The organism is Actinoallomurus purpureus (assembly GCF_024055795.1).
Classification (GTDB): Bacteria; Actinomycetota; Actinomycetes; order Streptosporangiales; family Streptosporangiaceae; genus Actinoallomurus; species Actinoallomurus purpureus.
Genome location: NZ_JAMXMY010000032.1, coordinates 39847 through 61365, shown reverse-complemented (window position 1 = coordinate 61365; position 21519 = coordinate 39847). Strand labels below are relative to the sequence as shown.

21 protein-coding genes are annotated in these 21519 nt (G+C 68.6%); 14 read left to right on the top strand and 7 right to left on the bottom strand.

The annotated features are described in order from the left end of the window. Positions 1–89 precede the first annotated feature (89 nt). The 3 genes from dxr (at position 90) to ispG (ending at position 3775) form a co-directional block, all read left to right on the top strand. Positions 90–1328, top strand: coding sequence for a 1-deoxy-D-xylulose-5-phosphate reductoisomerase (gene dxr / locus NE236_RS39570; protein WP_252847465.1), 1239 nt, complete (start codon positions 90–92; stop codon positions 1326–1328). Continuing rightward, positions 1325–2506: a M50 family metallopeptidase gene (locus tag NE236_RS39565; RefSeq protein WP_252847435.1), complete on the top strand. Its 1182-nt coding sequence runs from the start codon at positions 1325–1327 to the stop codon at positions 2504–2506. The genes dxr and NE236_RS39565 overlap by 4 nt, the downstream gene beginning before the upstream one ends. A 111-nt stretch (positions 2507–2617) precedes the next feature. Beyond that, positions 2618–3775, top strand: a complete 1158-nt coding sequence (gene ispG, locus NE236_RS39560; protein ID WP_252847434.1) for a flavodoxin-dependent (E)-4-hydroxy-3-methylbut-2-enyl-diphosphate synthase — start codon at positions 2618–2620, stop codon at positions 3773–3775. 148 nt (positions 3776–3923) lie between these two features. Here ispG and NE236_RS39555 read toward each other — a convergent pair whose 3' ends face one another. After that, the gene (locus tag NE236_RS39555) at positions 3924–4844 is read right to left on the bottom strand and encodes a serine protein kinase RIO (protein ID WP_252847433.1); all 921 of its coding nucleotides are present in this window, start codon (positions 4842–4844) and stop codon (positions 3924–3926) included. 577 nt (positions 4845–5421) lie between these two features. On the opposite strand from NE236_RS39555, the gene NE236_RS39550 reads away from it, so the two are divergent. From NE236_RS39550 to NE236_RS39525, 6 genes are all read left to right on the top strand, one after another. Beyond that, on the top strand, positions 5422–7068 hold the full coding sequence (locus tag NE236_RS39550; protein ID WP_252847432.1) for an alpha/beta hydrolase: 1647 nt from the start codon (positions 5422–5424) through the stop codon (positions 7066–7068). Positions 7069–7251: 183 nt separating this feature from the next. Beyond that, positions 7252–8805, top strand: a complete 1554-nt coding sequence (locus NE236_RS39545; RefSeq protein WP_252847431.1) for an alpha/beta hydrolase — start codon at positions 7252–7254, stop codon at positions 8803–8805. 194 nt (positions 8806–8999) lie between these two features. Continuing rightward, positions 9000–10577, top strand: coding sequence for an alpha/beta hydrolase (locus tag NE236_RS39540; protein ID WP_252847430.1), 1578 nt, complete (start codon positions 9000–9002; stop codon positions 10575–10577). Positions 10578–10813: 236 nt separating this feature from the next. Further along, the gene (locus NE236_RS39535; RefSeq protein WP_252847429.1) at positions 10814–11656 is read left to right on the top strand and encodes a GNAT family N-acetyltransferase; all 843 of its coding nucleotides are present in this window, start codon (positions 10814–10816) and stop codon (positions 11654–11656) included. Positions 11657–11779: 123 nt separating this feature from the next. Continuing rightward, positions 11780–12595 (top strand): hypothetical protein, encoded by an 816-nt coding sequence (locus NE236_RS39530; RefSeq protein WP_252847428.1) that lies wholly within the window; start codon positions 11780–11782, stop codon positions 12593–12595. Positions 12596–12835: 240 nt separating this feature from the next. Continuing rightward, positions 12836–13012: a hypothetical protein gene (locus NE236_RS39525; protein WP_252847427.1), complete on the top strand. Its 177-nt coding sequence runs from the start codon at positions 12836–12838 to the stop codon at positions 13010–13012. A 30-nt stretch (positions 13013–13042) separates the two neighbouring features. On the opposite strand, the gene NE236_RS39520 is transcribed toward NE236_RS39525, so the two are convergent. Both NE236_RS39520 and NE236_RS39515 read right to left on the bottom strand, forming a co-directional pair. Continuing rightward, positions 13043–13564 carry a P-loop NTPase family protein gene (locus NE236_RS39520; protein ID WP_252847426.1) on the bottom strand — a complete coding sequence of 174 codons (522 nt, stop codon included), beginning with the start codon at positions 13562–13564 and terminating at the stop codon, positions 13043–13045. A 95-nt stretch (positions 13565–13659) separates the two neighbouring features. Then, entirely contained in the window at positions 13660–14571 is a 912-nt protein-coding gene (locus NE236_RS39515; protein ID WP_252847425.1) for a phosphotransferase family protein, read from the bottom strand. An 840-nt stretch (positions 14572–15411) separates the two neighbouring features. Between NE236_RS39515 and NE236_RS39505 the strand changes: the two genes are divergently transcribed. Continuing rightward, positions 15412–16011 (top strand): DUF6879 family protein, encoded by a 600-nt coding sequence (locus NE236_RS39505; protein ID WP_252847423.1) that lies wholly within the window; start codon positions 15412–15414, stop codon positions 16009–16011. A 57-nt stretch (positions 16012–16068) separates the two neighbouring features. Here the strand turns inward: NE236_RS39505 and NE236_RS39500 are convergent, their stop codons facing one another. Both NE236_RS39500 and NE236_RS39495 read right to left on the bottom strand, forming a co-directional pair. After that, complete coding sequence (locus tag NE236_RS39500; RefSeq protein WP_252847422.1) at positions 16069–16434, bottom strand: hypothetical protein; 366 nt, start codon at positions 16432–16434, stop codon at positions 16069–16071. Positions 16435–16445: 11 nt separating this feature from the next. Next, on the bottom strand, positions 16446–16697 hold the full coding sequence (locus NE236_RS39495) for a hypothetical protein (RefSeq protein ID WP_252847421.1): 252 nt from the start codon (positions 16695–16697) through the stop codon (positions 16446–16448). A gap of 213 nt (positions 16698–16910) precedes the next feature. Here NE236_RS39495 and NE236_RS39490 point away from each other — a divergent pair, with 213 nt between their 5' ends. Further along, positions 16911–17744, top strand: a complete 834-nt coding sequence (locus tag NE236_RS39490) for a helix-turn-helix domain-containing protein (protein ID WP_252847420.1) — start codon at positions 16911–16913, stop codon at positions 17742–17744. Then, a complete protein-coding gene (locus NE236_RS39485) occupies positions 17731–17868 on the top strand; it encodes a DUF397 domain-containing protein (protein WP_252847419.1) in 138 nt (45 codons plus the stop codon). The genes NE236_RS39490 and NE236_RS39485 overlap by 14 nt, the downstream gene beginning before the upstream one ends. A 13-nt stretch (positions 17869–17881) precedes the next feature. Here the strand turns inward: NE236_RS39485 and NE236_RS39480 are convergent, their stop codons facing one another. Further along, positions 17882–18640, bottom strand: a complete 759-nt coding sequence (locus NE236_RS39480; protein WP_252847418.1) for a CPBP family intramembrane glutamic endopeptidase — start codon at positions 18638–18640, stop codon at positions 17882–17884. Positions 18641–18693: 53 nt separating this feature from the next. Further along, on the bottom strand, positions 18694–19395 hold the full coding sequence (locus NE236_RS39475) for a FadR/GntR family transcriptional regulator (protein ID WP_252847417.1): 702 nt from the start codon (positions 19393–19395) through the stop codon (positions 18694–18696). Positions 19396–19480: 85 nt separating this feature from the next. On the opposite strand from NE236_RS39475, the gene NE236_RS39470 reads away from it, so the two are divergent. After that, positions 19481–20674, top strand: coding sequence for a CaiB/BaiF CoA transferase family protein (locus tag NE236_RS39470; protein ID WP_252847416.1), 1194 nt, complete (start codon positions 19481–19483; stop codon positions 20672–20674). Continuing rightward, positions 20671–21453, top strand: coding sequence for an enoyl-CoA hydratase/isomerase family protein (locus tag NE236_RS39465; RefSeq protein WP_252847415.1), 783 nt, complete (start codon positions 20671–20673; stop codon positions 21451–21453). The genes NE236_RS39470 and NE236_RS39465 overlap by 4 nt, the downstream gene beginning before the upstream one ends. The last annotated feature ends 66 nt before the right edge of the window (positions 21454–21519 follow it).

Below are 21519 nucleotides of genomic sequence, written 5' to 3'. Positions count from 1 at the left end.
GCCGGAGGTCGCCCCGGTCCGGCCGGGGGAAGGCGCCCGGCGGGCATGGGCCCGCCGGGCGGCGCGGGGCAGGGGACAATGGGGGCGTGATGCCCGACGACAAGTCCGCAGCCGTCCGCAGAGACGTCGTGATCCTCGGTTCGACCGGATCGATCGGCACCCAGGCCATCGACGTGATCCGACGCAACCCCGACCGCTTCCGGGTGGCCGGACTGGCCGCCGGAGGCGGCCGGGTCGACCTGCTCGCCCGCCAGGTCCTCGACCTGCGGCCCGACGTGGTCGCCGTCGCCCGGGGGTCGGTGGCCGAGGACCTCCAGCTCGCGCTCTACGCCGAGGCCCAGAAGCGCGGCTACTCCTCGGGGGCGTACCGCCTGCCCAGGCTCCTCGCCGGACCGGGCACCATCGCCGAGGTCGCCGCCTGGCCGTGCGACGTGGTGCTCAACGGCGTGGACGGCGCGGCGGGGCTGAGCTCCACGCTGGCGGCGCTCGACGCCGGGCGCACGCTCGCCCTGGCGAACAAGGAGTCCCTCATCATCGGCGGCCCGCTCGTCAAGCGCCGGGCCAAGCCGGGCCAGATCGTGCCGGTCGACTCCGAGCACTCCGCGCTGGCCCAGTGCCTGCGCGGCGGGGCCCGCGGCGAGCTGCACCGGCTGGTCGTCACCGCCAGCGGGGGCCCGTTCCGGGGGCGCACCCGTGCCGAGCTGACCGACGTCACGCCCGAGCAGGCCCTCGCCCACCCCACCTGGGCCATGGGGCCGCTCGTCACGGTCAACTCCGCGACGCTCGTCAACAAGGGCCTGGAGGTCATCGAGGCCCATCTGCTGTTCGACGTGCCGTTCGACCGGATCGAGGTGATGGTGCACCCGCAGTCGATCGTCCACTCGATGGTGGAGTTCGCCGACGGGTCGACGATCGCCCAGGCGAGCCCGCCCGACATGCGCCTTCCGATCGCCCTGGGCCTCGCGTGGCCCGATCGGGTGCCCGACGCCGCGCCCGGCCTCGACTGGTCACGGGCGCACACGTGGGAGTTCTTCCCGCTGGACGACGAGGCGTTCCCCGCCGTGCGGCTGGCCCGGGAGGTCGGCGCGGCCGGGGGCACGGCTCCCGCGGTGTACAACGGCGCGAACGAAGAGTGCGTCGGCGCATTTCTCGCCGGAAGGCTAACGTTCCCGGCGATTGTGGACACGGTCGCGCGGGTAGTGTCCGAGCACATGGACGGTCCGGGCCCTCTGACCAGGGAGGATCCCGGCGGCGGGCTCACCGTGGACGACGTGCTCGCCGCCGATCGGTGGGCGCGGACCCGGGCACGGGAGCTGACGTCTGGGTGACCTATCTGCTCGGAGCGCTGGCCTTCGTCATCGCGCTGCTCCTCTCGGTGGTGCTGCACGAGGCGGGGCATTTCGTGACGGCCAAGCGCTTCGGCATGAAGGCGACACAGTTCTTCGTGGGCTTCGGGCCGACCCTGTGGTCGCGCCGCGGGGTCGAGACGGAGTACGGGGTGAAGGGCATCCCGCTCGGCGGCTTCGTGAAGATCGTCGGCTACACCCCGCTGGAGAAGATCGCCCCCGCCGACGAGCCACGGGCGTTCTACCGCCAGCCGGCGCTGCGGCGGGCGATCGTCATCGTGGCCGGCGTGGTGATCAACATCGTCCTGGCGTTCCTGCTGCTGGTCGTCCTCGCGGTGGCGGTGGGCGTCCCGGACCGCGGGGACGCCACCACGGTCGTACGCCACGTCTCGCCGTGCGTACCGGCGAGCGGCGGCACCTGCACCTCCCGCGATCCGGTCTCGCCCGCCTCGGCGGCGGGCCTGCGGCCGCGCGACCGCATCGTCTCGTTCGCCGGGACGCCGGTGCGCGAGTGGAACGGCCTGGCCGGCCTGATCCAGAAGGCCCGGCCGGGTACGACCGTGCCGGTCGTGGTCGAGCGGAACGGCGCCCGGCGTACCGTGCCGGTGCGGGTCGGGCGGCTGGACGGCCACGGCTATCTCGGGGTGGAACCGGCACCGCGCGTCCGCACGCTGGGCCCCGTGGCGGCGGTGCGCTTCGCGGGCCGTTTCACCGGTCAGATGACCGTCGCCATCGGCGGCATCGTCGTCGACATCCCGAAGGCGATCCCGAAGCTGTTCACCCGCGAGCGGGCCAACACCCCCGGCGGCCAGGCCGGAAGCGTGGTGGGCGGAGCGCAGGTCTCGGGGCAGGTGTTCTCCTCGAGCGACACCTGGCGGATGAAGCTCGGCACGTTCCTGCTGCTGGTCTCGTCGCTCAATCTCTTCGTCGGGCTGCTCAACCTCATTCCGCTCCTGCCGCTGGACGGCGGTCACCTGGCGGTGGTCTGCTACGAACGGACCAAGGCGTGGATCTTCCGCCGGCGCGGCCGGCCCGATCCGGGCCCGGTCGACCTGACCAAGCTCATGCCCGTGACGTACGCCTTCGTCGTCTTGCTGGTCGGCTTGGGGGTTCTGCTGATCCTTGCCGACCTAATAAATCCCCTCAAACTTCCCCAGTAAGCCCTCGCGTGTGCAGCATCCCCGCCGGTTGCCTAGTCTTGGTAAGACTGACGAGAACCCACTGGAAGGAGGGCGCGGCGCACCGGGCCTGAGCCCCACGCCGCGTTGCCGATGAGCGTCGATCTTGGAATTCCGCAGGCCAAACCCAGGCCGCTCGCTCCACGCCGCAAGTCGCGGCAGATCATGGTCGGGTCGGTGCCGGTCGGCGGCGACGCTCCGGTGTCGGTCCAGTCGATGACCACCACCCTGACCGCCGACGTGAACGCGACACTGCAGCAGATCGCCGAGCTGACCGCCTCGGGCTGCCAGATCGTACGGGTCGCGGTGCCGTCCCAGGACGACGCCGACGCACTGCCCGCGATCGCCCGCAAGTCGCAGATCCCGGTGATCGCCGACATCCACTTCCAGCCCAAATACGTCTTCGCCGCGATCGACGCGGGCTGTGCGGCGGTGCGGGTGAACCCGGGCAACATCAAGAAGTTCGACGACAAGGTCGGCGAGATCGCCCGCGCCGCCAAGGACGCGGGCGTCCCCATCCGCATCGGCGTGAACGCCGGGTCGCTGGACAAGCGCCTGCTGGAGAAGTACGGCAAGGCGACCGCCGAGGCGCTCGTGGAGTCGGCGCTGTGGGAGTGCTCGCTGTTCGAGGAGCACGACTTCCGCGACATCAAGATCTCGGTCAAGCACAACGACCCCGTCGTGATGATCAATGCCTACCGCCAGCTCGCCGCGCGGTGCGACTACCCGCTGCATCTCGGCGTGACCGAGGCCGGCCCGGCGTTCCAGGGCACGATCAAGTCGGCGGTGGCGTTCGGCGCGCTGCTGGCCGAGGGCATCGGTGACACCATCCGGGTCTCGCTGTCGGCTCCGCCGGTCGAGGAGGTCAAGGTCGGCATCCAGATCCTGGAGTCGCTGAACCTCCGCGAGCGCGGCCTGGAGATCGTCTCCTGCCCGTCCTGCGGCCGCGCCCAGGTCGACGTCTACACCCTGGCCGACGAGGTCACGGCGGCGCTGAAGGACTTCCCCGTCCCGCTCCGGGTCGCGGTCATGGGCTGCGTCGTGAACGGCCCGGGCGAGGCGCGCGAGGCCGACCTCGGCGTCGCCTCCGGCAACGGCAAGGGGCAGATCTTCGTGAAGGGCGAGGTCGTCAAGACGGTGCCCGAGTCGCAGATCGTCGAGACCCTCATCGAGGAGGCCGTCCGGATCGCCGAGGAGATGGGCATCGACGTCACCGGCGACGGCCCGGGAGCCGACGTCACCGTCTCCTGACACACGCCCAGAAGCCCGTCGCGGCCCCTCCGTACCGGCACGGAGGGGCCGTCATCGTTTCCGGGGCCTCCGCCTAAGGCCACTGCCCTCCGTTCGCTGGGCGAAGAACCGATCCGAACCGGCATCTACGGCGTTTTAGCCGATTTAGCTAGAACACCATCGAGAGCAGATCGGCGAACAGTTCCTGCTCGTCGACCTCCAGGCCGCGGTTGGTGAACCAGGTGGCCATGTTGTGGCAGTCGCGCATCAGGAAGTCCATACCCTTGGGGTTGCCGACGATGTCGACCACCTGCGGGAGGTCGATCATCACGATCCGCTCCCCCTGGGCGAGGACGTTGTACGGCGACAGGTCGCCGTGCGCCAGCCCGGCGCGGGCCAGCTCACGCATCCCGCCGCGGAGCTGCTCGAAGTACTGACCGAGCAGTTCCTTCGGCGGCCGGACCTGGGCGAGCCGTGGCGCGGCACCGCCCTCGCCGTCGTCGATGAACTCCATCAGCAGCTCGGTCCCGTCCAACTGCACGGGGTACGGCACCGGAACGCCGGCCTTCCAGAGCCGGTTGATGGCATCCCATTCGGCGTACGCCCACTGGCCGGCCGCGACACTGCGCCCGTGCGCGGTCTTCTTCGCCATCGCCCGGCTGTCCCGGCTGTTGCGGGTACGGCGGCCTTCGACGTACGCCGTACTGCGGTGGAAGGACCGGTGTTCCTCGGTGCGGTACCGCTTCGCGGCCAGCAGCGAGGATTTCGCCGGGTTGTCGCCGATGGCTTCGACGGCCCGTTCGAGCAGGAAGACGTCCGCTTCCTTACCGGTTTTGAGGACGCCGAGCTCGGTGTCGATCGCAGCCTGTTCCGTCACAACCCACGAGGGGCGTGGTTCCGGGCCGCGAGAGCCGCGCTCGACGTCCAGCCAGGTGGTCCACCGCTGATCCGGCCCCAGCTCCTCGTCGATCGAGTGGAACTGGAAGACGTACGCGTCGGCCGGATCTGGTTGGGACTCGTCGCTGGTGAAATCGGCCCAGCGGGAGTCGAGGTCGGAGTAGGTATCAGAGAGTTCGTACTCGGGAGACAACGGAGGTGCTCCTGAACGGTGAGGTGGGACTGACGCGGACATGCCGCAGCACAGTGATGGCCATCCGTCAGCCCTCCTTAGGTCCAGGCAGCGCTCGCCGCCGCTCGGTCGTCCCAGGATGCCCGCCGTACCAGGAACCTCGCAACGTATTTACCGCAGCTGGGACCGCGCAGTCGGCCGGAGCCGCAGCTCCTCACCTCCACCAGCCCCAGCACCCCGCCGGCCACCGGATCCACTGGTCACACTGGCGACGCCGCCACCAAACCCGCGCCCGCCGCTGCCACTACCAACGCCGGCAACGCATCATCGATCACTGAATGCGGCTGGAGTATTAGGCATTCCGTAATCGAGCATTCGGTGCGCCTCGCCGGAATGTGAGCGCTGCCCGTCGTGACCATTCAATACCGAACGTGAGTGGATTCGTCTTGTCCGTATTTAAGGCATACGATCGCGATTTGTCACGATTCGGCATCCTTGATCCCCAGCTCTTGATCGCCCCACCTCTCACACGCGCACAATGCCCCGGCATCCACCGAATTGCGGGGCTCAGTGGGGAGCCGCGCGGAGGAGGGGACACGTGAGAAAGCTCGTAGCGGTCACGGCCACAGCCGGCCTGGCCCTCACCGGAGTCGGACCGGCGGGAGCCGCGAGCCGCCCGGCGACGCCGACGCCCGTACCGGCCGGAGAGTCCGCCCAGGCCGTGGCCGCCGGCGTGGCGTGGACGCCGTGCCCGGCCAACGACCCGATCGAGGGCACGAGGCTGCAGGGCCTCGAGTGCGGCACCCTCAAGGTGCCGCTCGACTACGCCCATCCGCACGGCCGCCAGATCACCCTGGCGCTGACGCGCGCGAAGGCGACCGACACTCAGCACTACCAGGGCATCGCCCTGCTCAACCGGGGTGGCCCCGGCGGGCACGGGCGCGACCTGCCCACCCGTTTCGCCAAGGGCACGTACGGCCTGCCGACGTCGGTCGGCGCGACGTACGACTGGATCGGCTTCGACCCGCGCGCCGTCGGCGCCAGCTCCATCGACGGCAGCGGCAAGGGCATCATCTGCGACCCGTCCTTCCAGGCGCCCGGCAAGGCCCGGCCCGACTACACGCCCGCCTCCAAGGCGGAGGAGCTGGCCTGGCGGGCGAAGGCGAAGGCGTACGCCAAGGACTGCGGCCGGCGGTACGGCTCCGCGCTGAAGTACATGACCTCCGCCAACTGGGCGCGCGACATGGACTCGATCCGTGGGGCGCTCGGCCAGCACAAGATCAGCTACTACGGCTACTCCTACGGCACGTACCTCGGGTCCGTCTACGCGTCGCTGTTCCCGACGCACGTGCGCCGCATGGTCCTCGACAGCGTCGTACGGCCCAGCGGGGTCTGGTACGACGACAACCTCGACCAGGACGTCGCGTTCCAGCAGCGCTTCGAGACCTTCCTGACCTGGATCGCCAAGTACGACGCGGTCTACCACCTCGGCGCGACGCACGACGCGGTCAAGGCGAACTACTACAGGATCCGCGCGGCGCTCGCCAAGAACCCGCTCAACGGGCAACTCGGCCCGGACGAACTGGACGACACCGCCCAGGTCGACGCCTACCGCGACTACACGTGGATGGACCACGCCCAGGCGCTGTCGGACTACTTCGTCAAGCACGACGGGCAGCCGCTGCTCGACCAGTGGGGCGGCTTCCCGACCGACGACTTCCTCACCCAGAACAACTACGCGGTCTACGACGCCGTGCAGTGCGTGGACCGGCAGTGGCCCACCGACTGGAAGAAGTGGGACCGCGACAACTGGCGGCTCTACCGGCAGGGCAACAAGTTCCTGACCTGGGGCAACGCCTGGTACAACGCGCCGTGCGCGTACTGGCCGGTGCGCGGCGGCACGCCGGTGACGATCAAGGGCAAGAAGGGCCTGCCCCCGATCCTCATCGTCCAGGCCACGAACGACGCGGCCACGCCGTACCCCGGCGGGGTCGAGGTGCACAAGCGCTTCCCGAACTCCCGCCTGCTGGTCGAGAACGGCGGGATCAACCACGGCGTGGCGCTGACCCCGAACGGCGACACGTGTGCGAACAACCTGGTCTCCGCCTACCTGGGCTGGGGCGCGCTGCCGCCGAACAGGCCCGGCGCGGACGCGCGGTGCGAGGCTCCGCCGCTGCCGGTGCCGGGCGCGACCCCCGACAAGGCGACTTCCGCGAAAGCCGACGCGGCGGCGATCGCCAAATAGAGATCCCTGAGTAGAGTCTCCAGAGCCCCCGGTCGTGCCGACCGGGGGCTCTCGCAGTTCGCGGCGGCGCTCGCCCCTGGCCGGTCCCGGCCGCGCCCCTCCCGGCCGCATTCCGGAATCACCGCCATCGTGCGTACGCACGACGGGGAGTTCAGCATTGGACCCCCGTGCGAAAGGGGTTACGTGAACAAGCTCGTCATCACGACGGCCGTCGCCGGAGCCGGACTGGTCACGCTGAGCCTCGCGCCGATCACGGCGCGGGCCCGTCCCGTCCAGCCCGTCGCGGGGCCGGCCTGGTCGCCGTGCACCGAGGAGGGCCTCAGCGGACTCGAATGCGCCACCCTGAAGGCGCCACTCGACCACGCGGATCTGCGCGGCCCGCAGATCACGCTCGCGCTCTCCCGCGCCAGGCACACCGGCACCACCGGCTACCAGGGCGCGTTGCTGGTCAATCCGGGCGGGCCCGGCGGCACGGGCCGCGACTTCGCGCTCCGCGTCGCCGACCACCTGCCGGCCGGCCTCAGAGCCGCCTACGACGTGGTCGGGTTCGACCCCCGTGGCGTCGGCGACAGCAATCCGGCGCTCACCTGCGACACGGGCTACTTCAAGCCTGTACGCCCCGACTACGTGCCGCGTACGGCGACGCTCGAGTCGACCTGGCTGAGACGATCGGCGGTCTACGCCGCGGCCTGCGGGCAGAAGTACGGGTCGCTGCTGCCGCACATGAGGACCGTCGACACCGTCCAGGACATGGACGCCATCCGCGCGGCGCTGGGCGAGAAACAGATCAACTTCTACGGTGCGTCGTACGGCACGTACCTCGGATCGGTCTACGCCACGCTGTTCCCGTCCCGGGTCCGGCGCATGGTGCTGGACAGCAGCGTCCGGCCGAGCGGCGTCTGGTACGACGACAACCTCGACCAGGACCGGGCGTTCGAGGGCAACATCAACGCCCTGTTCGCCTGGATCGCCAAGTACGACGCGGTGTACCACCTGGGTGCGACCCAGCGGGCCGTCCGGGACTTCTACTTCGCGACCCGCGAGAAGCTGACGGCCGCTCCGGCGGGCGGCGTCGTGGGCGGCGACGAGCTCGACGACTCGTTCCTGATCGCCGGCTACATCGACCTCGGCTCCTACTGGCCCCACCTGGCGAGCGCGCTCGCCAGGTACAAGGCCGGAGACGCGGCGCCGCTGATCAACGCCTACAACACGTTCGGCGCGACCACGGACGACAACGGCTACGCGGTCTACAACGCCGTGCAGTGCACCGACATTCAGTGGCCGCGGAACTGGACCCGATGGCACCAGGACAACGCGAGGCTGTACGCCGAGGGATTCCGGTTCGAGACGTGGGGCAACGCCTGGTACAACGCCCCGTGCGCGTTCTGGCCGGCCAGAGCCGGGCGGCCGGTCGACGTCGGCCGCACGCAGGGTCTGCCTCCCGTGCTCCTCTTCCAGGCGACCGACGACGCCGCGACACCGTACGCCGGCGGGGTCGAGATGAACCGGCGCCTCAAGGGGTCGCATCTGGTGATCGAGGACGGCGGCCGGACGCACGGCATCGTCCAGCGCGGCAACGCCTGCGTCGACGACAAGTTCAACGCCTTCCTCGCGGCGGGGACCCTGCCGGCCGACCGGTCGCACTGCGCACGCCTGCCTGAGCCGGTGCCGCCGTCCACCTCGGCGGCCCGCGTCCTGACCACCGACCAGTTCCCACCGGTGCTCCGCCGCCCGTGAGCCGGTGAGAGGGAGTCCCCGGCGACGGTTCCGGTCGCCGGGGACACCACTCTTCCGACGGCCGGAATCGCCGGGCCGTCACGATCGAACAACGGTTCCTCGGGTCTCTTCCGTCCCTTTTCTCACTAAGGACACAATTCTTCGCATTCCTACCAGTGCGGGCTCGTTCGTGAGTCCGTGCGCAAGGGGGTCATGTGAAGAGACTCGTGGTCATCACCGCTGCGGCGGGCGTCGGACTCTCCGGCGCGGCGGTGACCGTTTCGGCGCAGGCGGAGACGACGCAGGCCGCCGCCAAGATCGCCTGGTCGAAGTGCCCGGCCGACCAGCCGTACCTCGCCAACGCGGAATGCGGACAGCTCTCGGTACCGCTGGACTACCGTCACCCGAACGGCAAGAAGATCTCGATCGCGGTGTCGCGGCTCAAGCACACCGACACCAAGCACTACAAGGGCGTACTGCTCGCCAACCCGGGCGGGCCCGGCGGCAGCGGCCTCTACCTCTCCGGCGGGCTCGCGAGCTGGTTCGCCGGCGTGGGCCACCCGGAGGTCCCGGCCCAGTACGACCTCATCGGGTTCGACCCGCGCGGCGTCGGGCTCAGCAAGCCCGCGTTGACGTGCGACCCGCACTACTCCGACCCGGTCCGCCCGGACTACGTCCCGCACTCGAAGAAGGCGGAGGCGGCCTGGAAGGCCAAGTCGAAGGCGTACGCCCAGGCGTGCGCGAAGAAGTACGGCTGGCTGCTGCCGCACCTGCGCACCACCGACGCGGCCCGGGACCTCGACGCCATCCGCGCCGCCCTGGGCCAGAAGAAGATCAGCTACTACGGCTTCTCGTACGGCACCTACCTCGGCGCGACGTACGGCACGCTGTTCCCCAAGCGCGTGAGCCGGATGGTCCTCGACGGCAACGTCGACGTCCGTGAGGTCTGGTACGACGCCCAGCTCTCGCAGGACAAGGCGTTCGAGCGGAACATCAAGTTCTTCTTCGGCTGGATCGCCAAGTACGACGCCCGCTACCACCTCGGCACGACCGAGGCGGCCGTGGAGAAGAAGTACTACAGCGTCCGCGCCGCCGCGGTGAGGAAGCCGATCGGCGGCAAGGTCGGCGGCGACGAACTTGACGACACGTTCCTCAACCCGGGCTACAGTACCTTCGCCTACCAGCCGACCGCCGACGTGTTCGCGGCCTATGTGAACAAGGGAGACGCGGCCGCGCTCGTCGCCTTCTACACGAACAACGTCCAGTCCGCCGACGACAACGGCTTCGCCGTCTACAACGCGGTCCAGGCCGCGGACGCCCGGTGGCCGCGGAACTGGAGCAAGTGGCATGCCGACGCGGCCAAGCTCTACAAGAAGGGCTACCACTTCAACACCTGGAGCAACGTCTGGTTCAACGCGCCGATCGCGTACTGGCCGTTCCAGGGCGGCCCGGCCCTGAACATCAAGGCCAAGGGCATGGCCACGGCGCTCCTGGTGCAGTCCACCCTCGACGCGGCGACGCCGTACCCGGGCGGAGTGGAGATGCACAAGCTCCTGCCGTCGCGCCTGATCGCCGAGAAGGGCGGCAAGACCCACGCCAACACGCTCAACGGCAACCTGTGCCTCGACGACAAGGTCGCGGCCTACTTGAGCACCGGCGCGCTGCCCAAGAACAAGCCGGGCAACGGACCGGACGTGACCTGCAAGGCACTTCCGGACCCGGTCCCGACCGACGGCGCGGCCCGGTCGGTCGCTCCCAAGGCGCTCGCCCGTCCGCTCATCGGCCGTCCGTGACCCCACGGCACGGTGACCCGCGAGCCCGCTGATCGGGACTCGCCCGTGAGGACCCCCGGCTCCGGCCGGGGGTCCTCCGTGTCCGGTAGCGTGCCCCCGGACGCGGCGTGCCGCACCTGGTTACCGATCTTGGCGCGATCCTCCCTTACCCTTACAAGGGTGAGCGGAGCGAACGTGTCGGCCCGGCGATCCGGCTCACACGCCGGAACGCCAGGCGGGGAGACAACGTGAGTCCAATGCTGCGCACGTCTCCGGTGCGCCTCCTGGACGACCGCCACCGTGACGCGGTCATGGAGATCCTCGACACCGACCCGGTCTCCAACGTCTTCGTCGGCTCACGCGTGTACGGTGCCGGCGTCGACCCGAGCCGCCTCGGCGCCGAGGTGTGGGGATTCCACCGAGGCGGCCGCCTGACCTCCCTCTGCTACTCCGGCGCGAACCTCGTCCCGGTCGCGGCCGACCGCGAGGCGGCGCGGCACTTCGCCGACCGGGCCCGCTCCCAGGGGCGCCGCTGCTCCTCGATCGTCGGCCCGGTGCCCGCGGTCACCGAGATGTGGAACGCCCTGCGCCCCTTCTGGGGGTCGCCGCGGGCCATCCGCGCCGCGCAGCCGGTGATGTCGACGGTGTCGCCGCCCACCATCGAACCCGACCCGGCCGTCCGCCGCGTCACCATGAACGACTTCGACATCCTCTATCCGGCCTGCGTCGCGATGTTCACCGAGGAGGTCGGAGTCTCGCCGCAGGCGGGCGACGGGGGAGTGCTGTACCGCGCCCGCGTGGCCGAGCTCATCCGCACCCGGCGAGCCTTCGCCCGCATCGAGAACGACCGCGTGGTCTTCAAGGCCGAGATCGGCGCCGTCACCCCGTACGCCTGCCAGGTGCAGGGCGTGTGGGTCCACCCCGACCTGCGCGGGCGGCGGTACGCCGTGCACGGCATGGCCGCCGTCGTCGCCGAGGCGCTGCGGAGCATCGCACCAGCGGTGACGCTGTACGTCAACGACTTCAACACCCCGGCCCGCGCCGCCTACCGCCGCGTCGGCTTCCGCGACGTCGACACCTTCATGTCCGTCATGTTCTGACCCCTGCGCGGCGTCGTCTTTGGAACTCGCTCGAACCGAAGTTCGAAAATCACCTTTACTTAGAGCGATGGTGCTGTAGCTTTACGTGACATGCCGTCCCCCCGACATGACACGATCAACGAGATGTTCCGCAGGCACCCCGAGTTCGCCGTCGAGGTTCTTCGCGAGCTGAAGGGCGTCGATGTCCCCGAGGCCGCGTCGGTGCAAGTGGAGTCGAACGACTTCAACGACCGGCCGTCGAAGGACTTCCAGCCGGACACAGTGATCACGGTGGGTCCTCCGCAGGCGACGCTGCACGGGATCATCATGGAAGTCCAGCAGGAAAAGACCGAGTCAAAGCGACGCCAGCTCCCCCGGTACGCCGCGCAGCTGTGGCTGATGCTGCGTCGGCCGGTGACCGTGCTCTGCGTGTGCCCCGACCCGGACGCGGCGGCGTACTACGCAGAGCCGATCGCGACCGAACTGCCCGGTTACGTCTTCCGGGCCGTGGTGCTCGGCCCGAACGACGTGCCGATCATCACCGACCCTGCCGAGGCCGCGGCCCACCCCGAGCTTGCCGCGATGGGCGTGATGATGCACGGTCGGCAGGAGTCAGTGCTGAAGGCGTTCGTCAACGCGCTCGAAGTGATAGAGCCCGATAACGCTCCGCAGTACCTTGAGTACGCTTACAACATGGCCGCAGCGGCGGTCCGACGCATCCTGGAGGAGCTCGTGTCTTCTACGTCCTGGCCCGTCTACAGCCCCTTCGCAAAGCAACACTTTGGCCGCGGCAAGGCAGAAGGAGAAGTTCACGCCGTTCTGACGGTTCTGGAAGCGCGGGGCATCGAGGTTCCGGCGAGCGCTCGTGCTCGCATCAATGCGTGCACGGACCTTCAAGAGCTCGACGTGTGGCTCAAGAAGGCCGGGGTCGTCCAGAGCGTCGACGAGCTGTTCGGCTGAGCCGCACTTTCAGCGACGAGCGGTGCTCGTCGCTGCCGATCACCGCCGTTGACGGACAACCGGTGCTCTCGGCATTCGCGCTGCAGTCATGAGGCTGCTTTACATATGACCGCCTCGGCGGTCCGACGCATCATGGAGGAAATCGTGCCTGGCAAGTGGCCCGTCTACAGCCCTTTTGCGCGTGCACATTTCGGGCACGGTAAGGCGACAGGGTGGGCAGAGGGATGGACGGAGGGTGCAATGGAGGGCCTGCGGAAGGGATGGACTCGTGCTCTTCTGGCGGTTCTGGCCGCCCACGAGATCGACGTCCCGAAAGACGTTCGTGAGCGCATTGAGACGTGCGCGGAGCTGGGCTATCTCGAATTCTGGGTGGACCGAGCCGTGCGAGCGACGTCCCTCGAGGATGTCTTCGGCTGATTCATCTCACGCGGCCCTTTCAGCGATTGATCAGCCGCGTTGGCCTGCCTCGCTGAGCCAGCGGCGGGCCTGGCGGGCCGTGCGCAGGTGGACAACGGTGACGGCGGGGTGGCGGGCGGCGCGTTCCGCGGTCTCTCTCCTTCTGCGGTCGTACTGCGACCACGCCCACCGGATGGGGTGGTCGGCGTCGAGCCAGTCGCGGAAGCTCTCCCGGTTGCCGTTCCACAACGGCCGTCGCGTGACGGAGCGGACGATGGAACGCCGCACGACCCGCCACATCACCGTGCGCCGGGGCAGGTCGAGCCAGACGACCGTATCGGCGCGTTCCCACAGCAGGTCGCCGAGCGCCCGGTGGTACTGGTCCTCCGTCACCCAGCGATCCCGCGCGCTGAACTCCTTCACGTCCGACTCGAACGCCGGGCGTTTGACCCAGCCCGGTCCATGGTGCAGCGCGTCCAGCTCGTAGCGGGGCAGGCCGTGCTGTTCGGACAGCCACCGCGCGAGCGTCGTCTTGCCGGCTCCCGAAATGCCCGCGATGAGAACCCTGTCCACCAGCCCACCCGAATCCCAGTGCCGCTGATCAAGACGCACAGAGTAACTTCGAAAGAGCCGAGTACAAACAGCTGCGATGGCGTGCGTCGACGCATCTATGCCTCCAGCAGGCGCTCCGCGTCGTCCAGGTGCCGGTGCACGACCTTCACGTAAGCGGGGTCGGTGTCGGGGTCGTTGATCCAGCAGATGGCCTGTTCCATGAACCATTCGACCGCCCAGATCCGATGCCAGCCGAGTGCCCATGCTTCGGCTTGCAGGCCGCCACGCTCGGCCAGCGCGTCGGGGTGGCCGCCCGCGTCGACGTACGACTCGATGAGCGTTCGCACGCGGGCCGGTTCGGGCTCGTCCACGGTGCCGTACCAGCTGGCCAGGTCCAGCAGTCCCGGCCCGGTGAACGCGCGGGCGAAGTCCAGCAGGTGCCGGCCTCGCTCGCCGATGTGGATGCTGGTGGGATGGAACTCGGAGTGCACCCAGCCGTACGGGGCGATGCGGGTGCCCCCGGCGCGTTGCTCGGCGGCGTCGGCGATCCGGGTCAATGCCTCTCCGATGGCGGTCGTGTTCTGCCAGCGTCCGGCTTCCTGGAGTCCGTGGAGATGCCTCAGAGCTCGGTTGGGCAGGGCGCGCAAGGCCTCCTCGTCCAGTATCGGCAGCTCGGCGGCGCTGTCGGCGCGGTGCAGGACGACGGCGGCGGCGACGCCATCTCGGTCGTCCGCGTCGCGAAACGTGGGGCCGAGGTCTTCCAGCAGCATGCCGAGCCAGCCACCCGTGACCGTGGACGCGATCACTTCAGGCACAGGAAGACCATGCCTGGTGGCGAGCCTGAGGGCCTGATCCTCGCGGGTGAACGGCTCGGTGGCGTATTTGAAGACGGTGGTGGTGCCGTTGGGGAAGGTAAGGCGTTCCACGCCGGACATCGACCAGACCCGTATCTGCTCCCTCTGCGGGAGGGGCAGTCCGGCGGCCTGGCAGAGGTCGGAGAGCAGGTCGGCGTTGAGAGCGGTGTCCACAGGATGGCGCTCCGTTCGAATGGAGTAAGGGCGGCGGTCCGGTGCGGGCCATGCGCGTGCTGTCCGCACCGGGTGTCCGCTGGCCGTACGGGTACGTCAGGCGGTGGTCATGCGATGGGCATAGACCTGCGCGATCCACTCGGACTTCATGCCGGACAGTTCGCACTGGAAGGCCGCCATCGAGGCACCGTACGGGGCCACGACATCGACATCGCCGGACTGTGATACCCCCAGCAGCCTGATGACGGGTCAACCCCGAGAATGGACACCCCGGGTGCTGTGGGCTATTACGCCGGCCTTGCGGGCGGCTTCACCAAGGCGATGATGACCTTGACCGTGTCGTTGCGGTAGACGGGGGCGACGACTCTCCTTCTGAATCGATTCCGGTTTAGCTAATTGCCGGACTTGCGTACGGACAGCACTCACGTGGCCCTACGCTGGCTAAACGTCTCCTTGGCCGTGGCAGCACCCGCATCTAGATCAATTTCGGCGCATACAACTTGGATTTCGGCGAACCGCTTGCCTTGCAGACTGGGCATCCGGTGGGATCCTGCGGGCAGCGGAGGTGAGGGGCGGCGATGACTCAACGGTGGACGGCGGACTCTCGCGCCACGTTCGTGCGGCGACTAGGGAAATCTGCGGCAGAGTTGGGCAACACCAGCCAGGGCAAGACCTGTCCGGACATATGGGAGCTGAGCAGCGGCGATATCGCTATCGTCGGAACGGACATGACTGAGGCATTCGCCGATCGCTTGCCAAGCGACGTATCCGTCGGAGTCAACGAACGCCTAGTCGTGATTCCGCGGAATATGGCCGTTTCGGCTAAACCGGAAATGCCTGATGCTTGATCGTATAGTCGACCTTCCTGGCCTCGAACTGGATCTAGCCGCCTATTCAGATGCCTATGACGAGGCGTATAAACAGATCACCTTCTGGAAGCTGGAGCGGCGCCAAACTTTCCGGGAGCCCGGGGTTCCGAGCTGGGAAGCTTTCGCGGCTGGCGACTGGGACCGCACCCTTGAACTTAATGAGCGTGAACGCGACGCTGTGAGGGCGAAGGTAGCGGAAGACGACAGTCTCGGGGTGGAATCGCGCCGGTTGCGGGTGGTTGAGCGCCCGGTCACACCGTACCTTCAGTGGGAGATGCAGTACTTCCGGCTCCTCGCTGGGGCGGGTGAGGATTTGCGGGTTATCGATGCGCCCAGAGTGCGGCACCTGGAGGCCGATCGTTTGTTGCCGGAGATCGTGATCCTCGGTGACCGCGTACTGTTCGAAGTCCTGTACGACGCGGACGGAACGGCCTACGGCGCTCGTCGACTCGACGATCCGGAGGTAATCGCGGAGGCCGGCAGGGAAGTCGCCGACCTGTACGCCGCTGCCGAGCCGTTGCTCGACTACTTCGCACGGGAGATCGCACCGCTTCCTCCGCCGACCCCCTGACGAGGAACGTCGTCGGTATGCGGCGCGGCGCGTCCTATCGCGCCGGGAGCGCCCAGGTCAGCCTCGCAGGTAGGCGTGGAGTTCTTCGGCGGTCATCTGATCGAAGCGTGCCAGGGCCACGCCGAGGAACCGGAGCTGGTCGACGTCACCGGTCGCCACGCAGACCTGGCCGCCGGCCCACTGCCAGAGCGGAAGCCCGTCGACGTCCGGCGTCGGTGACCACCCCGGAGGCGCCGGCAGGTCGGTACGAGCCCGCTGCTGGAGCTGCAGGCTCTTCCACGCCGCGGCCGGATACTTCCGGACGAGGAAATCAAGCTGAAGCAGCTCGTTGGCCGCCGAAGGGGAGCGCGCCGTCGTCAATGAGTCGATTAGTGCGCGAAGCGTGGAAAGCGAGCGCATGAGCCGATCTTCGGGTGTCGTCATCGTCACTCCATTCACCGAGGCGGAATCGCGACGACGCTCTTGATCGACCGAACCAGCTCCTCGACGTCGTCGACGTCGAGCAGCCGAGAGGAGTCGTCCAAGTGACCGATCGGCACGCCCCAGGACCAGTGCCAGCGGACATGCCCCTGCGCGTCCGGTTTGCAGGTGATGCTCTCGTTGAGGTGGTCGCTCGTTCCCCGAACGAGTATGTCGGCGCCGTACTGCTCAGCGGCGAGCCCTGCCGCCTGACATTCCTGGGCCAACCACTTCGCGTACCCGCGAATATGTGCCGATGTGTGCGGTTTCACGACTGACCCCCGTTGATTTGTCGTTGCGATTTCGGTGACAACACTCACAAGGCGCGTTACGTTGCGCCATGAACCACCGGCTACCGCAGCGGAACCTGACGCGAACCATGCAAGCTTGATCGGCAGGCACACCGACTGATTTCGCCACCTACCTCCGGAGATCCCCCGATGGCAGCACAGCGTGACCCACACGAAGCCCCAGCAATCCGCGCGTTCGGCATCGCGCTAGAGACGCGGCGTTCCACCGCCGAGCTGAGCAAGAACGAACTGGCCGAGAAGCTCGGATGCTCGCCCCAATACGTCGGCCAGATCGAGGTGGCGAAGAACATGCCATCGAAGGCGTTCGCTCAAGACCTCGATACCTTTTTCGTGGCCGGTGAGCAGTTCTACAAGCTCTGGAAGCTGGTTAACGACACGCGCCATCTCACCACGATTATGCCGGGCTTCGAGAAGTACGTGGAGCTCGAAAAGCAGGCTTCGAAGATCCAGAAGTTCGAGCCTCTGCTGATCACGGGCCTGTTCCAGACCGAGGCATACTCGCGTGCGGTCATGGGCTATACCTTGAGCCCGGACCTAGCCGACAGTGCGATCGCGGCACGCATGAAGCGAAAGGAGCTCCTCTTCCAGGCAAATCCTCCGCACGTCTTCTTCATCCTTGATGAAGGAGTGATCCGCCGGACCGTCGGTAGCTGCGAGATCATGCGGGAACAACTCGCGCACCTTCTCGAGCTCAGTGACGCGGACAGCAAGGTCAAGATCCAGGTCGTCCCCGATGGCGTGGGGTATTACGCCGGACTTGCGGGCGGCTTCACCATTCTCGGATTCGACGACAAGCCCGATGTCGTGTACACCGAGTCATCCGGGGAGGGCAAGCTCGTGGAGGGACACGACAGGGTCGCGCTCAAGGTCGTAACCTGGGATCTCATTCAAGGCCACACCCTTGACGTGGTCCGGTCGCGAGCCCTGATCAAAGAAGTGATGGAGAGCTATGAACGCGTCTGACCTGCTGGCCATCCAGTGGCGCAAGAGTACCGCCAGTACGCATGAGGGCGGAGACTGCGTCGAGGTCGCCGACTTCTCCCTTGCGATCGTCGCTCGGGACACAACCTCGCCGGATGATGCGTAAGCACCGGCTCCAGTCATCTCTCCGTTTTCACCTCGCGGTCTTCCACACGGCCGATTCCGGGGTTGCGGTCTCGGGTCGCCAGGAGGATGAGGACGATGATGGCGCCGCGTGCGAGCAAGCTAAGGATGCTGCCCTCTGGTCCGTAGGCGCCTCCTCCGAGCCAGCGGTCGTGCTGGTCGATTCGGAGGTGCAGGATCGCGCCGCTGTAGGCGGTCTCGTCGCTGATGGGAAAGCCGAACAAGGTTCCCTGAACGAAGTTCCATGCGAAATGGACACCGACGGGCATCCAGATCCGGCCGGTGCGCAGGAAGGCCACGCCGTACATCACGCCGCCCATCGCGTTGCTGAGGAGGGAGATCGCGGTGGCGTCGGGGCTGCCGGTGAGATGGACGAGCCCGAACAGCGCTGCCGACAACGCCAGGGCGACGACGGGACGGCGGACGAGCACGATCAGGCCGGTCAGCAGCAGCGAGCGGTAGACCACCTCCTCGCCGAGCGCCGCGACGGCCAGCACGAGGAACCCGAGCCCGAGCCGTTCCACGTCGATCCCGATGTGCTCGACTCGGCCCCGTCCGGCGGCCAGCAGCGCCGATGACAGAAGCGTCATCACCGACGTGCCGATCACCAGACCGGTCGTCAGCTCGGAGACCGCACCGTGGCGCACTCCCAGGCCGAGCGGCACACGCTTCTTCCACCGCGTCCCGATGGCGGCGACGGCGCACACTGACACCGTCGTGATGGTCAGCAGCCCGACGACGTCATCGAACTTCACGGGTGATCTCCCCGGGGGTTGGCCTCAGTATCGCTTCCGCCCGGTGGTTCCGATCAGGCGTCGGGGGCCCAGTTCAGGAGCTTGACGTCGCCGACGCTCTGGACGTGGGAGTGCATGGCTTCGGCCGCGGCGGCGGGGTCGCCGGCGCGGATGGCCTCGGCGACCTTCTCGTGCTGGAGCAGTGAGTTGGCCGGTCTGCCGGGCTGGCGCAGGGACTCGCGGCGGCTCTCGGTGATCTCCCGGGACAGGTGGCCCATGAAGTCGGCGAGCAGTGGGCTGCGCGCGGCCGCGATCACCGCGCCGTGGAACCGCTCGTCCTCGTCGACGCAGAGTTCGCCGCGTTCGATCGCGGACCGCATGGCGTCCAGGGCCGTGTCGATGGCGGCGAGGTCCGCGGCGGTCCGGCGCTCGGCGGCGAGGGAGGCCAGCTTGGTCTCGGCCGCGTCGCGCGCCTCCAGGATCTCCGGCAGCCGCCGCTTGCGGGAGAGGAGGCTCTCCAGCGGCTCGGCTTCGAGGCGGTCGCGGAGGAGGTAGTTGCCGCCGCCGTGCCGGACCTCGATGAGCCCCTGGACCTCGAGGGCGACGATCGCCTGCCGTACGGAGGTGCGGCTGACCTCCAGCCGGTCGGCGAGTTCCCGTTCGGGGGGAAGACGGTCGCCGGCCCGCAGGCCCTGATCGACGACGTGCTCGCGGAGCCTGGCGGCGACCTGTTCGTACAGGCGGGGCCGGGCCAGGGGACGGAGAGATTCGGACACTTCGCCCTCTTGACGCCCTTGGAGGTGGTTTACGACACTCTACCATTGGCCTTAAGGTCCAGTGGTCCAACCAATTGGAGGAGCGATGTCCGACGGCGCGCTCGCCGGTGTGCGGGTACTCGACCTGTCCCGGATCCTGTCCGGGCCGTTCGCCAGCATGATCATGGCGGACCTCGGCGCGGACGTGATCAAGGTCGAGGACACCCGGAAGGGCGACGACACCCGGCAGTGGGGGCCGCCGTTCCAGGGGGATGACGCGGCGTACTTCCTGTCCGTCAACCGCAACAAGCGCTCCATCAGCGTCGACCTGAAGTCCGAGAAGGGCCGTGACGTCGTTCAGCGGCTCGCCGACCGCGCCGACGTGGTCCTGGAGAACTTCCGGCCGGGCACCGCCGCCCGCCTCGGCCTCGGCTACGAGGAGCTGTCGGCCCGCAATCCCGGTCTGGTGTACGGGTCGATCAGTGGATACGGCCACACCGGCCCGTACGCCGAACGGGCCGGGTACGACGCCGTCGCCCAGGCGATGAGCGGGATCATGAGCGTGACCGGAGAGGCCGACGGCCCGCCGGTGCGGATGGGCACCTCCGGGGCCGACCTCGGGGCCGGGATGTGGGCGGTCATCGGAGTCCTCGCCGCGCTCAACGCGCGCCGGCAGACCGGCCGCGGGCAGCACGTCGACATCTCGCTGCTCGACGGCCAGATCGCCTGGCTGACCTACGTGGCGGGGGGCTACTTCGCCACCGGAGAGACACCGCGCCGGTACGGCTCCGCCCACCCGTCGATCGTGCCGTACCAGGCGTTGCCCACCGCCGACGGCCACCTCATGGTCGCCGTGGGCAACGACGGCCTGTGGCGGCGCTTCACGGCGGCCGTCGGCCTCGGCCATCTCGCCGAGGACCCGCGCTTCGCCACCAACAAGGACCGGGTGGGCAACCGGGAGGAACTGCTGGCCCTCCTCGAGGAGACACTGGCCGCCCGGACCAGCGCCGAGTGGGCGGACGTCCTCACCGAGGCGGGCGTGCCGGCCGGACCGATCAACACCGTGCCGGAGGCGCTCGCGCATCCGCAGGTGCTCGCCCGGGAGATGGTGGTCGAGACCGAGCACCCGCAGGCGGGACGGCTGCGCATGCTCGGCTCGCCGATCAAGCTGTCGGCGCAGCCGCCGGCCGTACGGTCCGCGCCGCCCGGCCTCGGCGAGCACACCGACGAGGTGCTCGCCGAACTCGGTCTCACCGCCGAGGAGATCGCCGCGATGCGGGAGGAGGGCGACATCCGATGAAGGTCAGATTGCACCGTGACGTGGAGGTGGCCGAAGTCGCCGTCGGCGACGGGCGCCGCGGCAACGCGCTGTCCAGCGCGGACTGGCGCGAACTCGAACGGACGTTCCGCGACCTCGCCCGCGACGACGAGCTGCGCGCCGTGGTCGTCCGTGGCCAGGGCGGCATGTTCAGCTCCGGTTCGGACATGCGGGAATGGGTCGAGGCGGACGTCACCGGGGTCGCGGACAGCTTCGCCGCGATGGAGGCCGCCTTCACCGCGATCGAGGACCTGCCGGTGCCGGTCATCGCGCAGGTCGAGGGCGTCGCCGCCGGAGCGGGCTGCCAGCTGGCCCTGGCCTGTGACCTGCAGGTCATGGCGGAGAGCGCGCGGATCGGGATGCCGATCGCACGGCTCGGCATCCTCGTCAGCCCCGCCTTCGCCGCGCGGCTGGCCGTGCTCGCCGGGCCCGGCGTCGCGCGGGAACTGCTGTACACGGGCCGTCTCGTCTCCGCCGCCGAGGCGGTGAGTCTCGGGCTCGCCACCCGCTGTGTGCCGGACGAGGAGCTGGCCACGGCCACCCGCAGGCTGGTGTTGCACATCACCCGCCATCCCAGCGCGGCCGTCCGGGCCGCCAAGCACGCGGTCGGAGCCGTGCTCACGCCGGCGTGGGCCGCGGCGAAGGCACAGGCCGGGGGGCCTCCCGTCGCCTTCGACGACTTCCAACGGGGGATCACGACCTTTCTCACCCGCGATCCGCAGCCGACAGTCCCCGGGGAAGAGGAAGAGGTGCCCTTCTGACAACGAAGACCTGCCGCACCGTCCTAGCGACCCGGCTGGTTCGGCTCTTTGGGGTTGCCCCGCTAT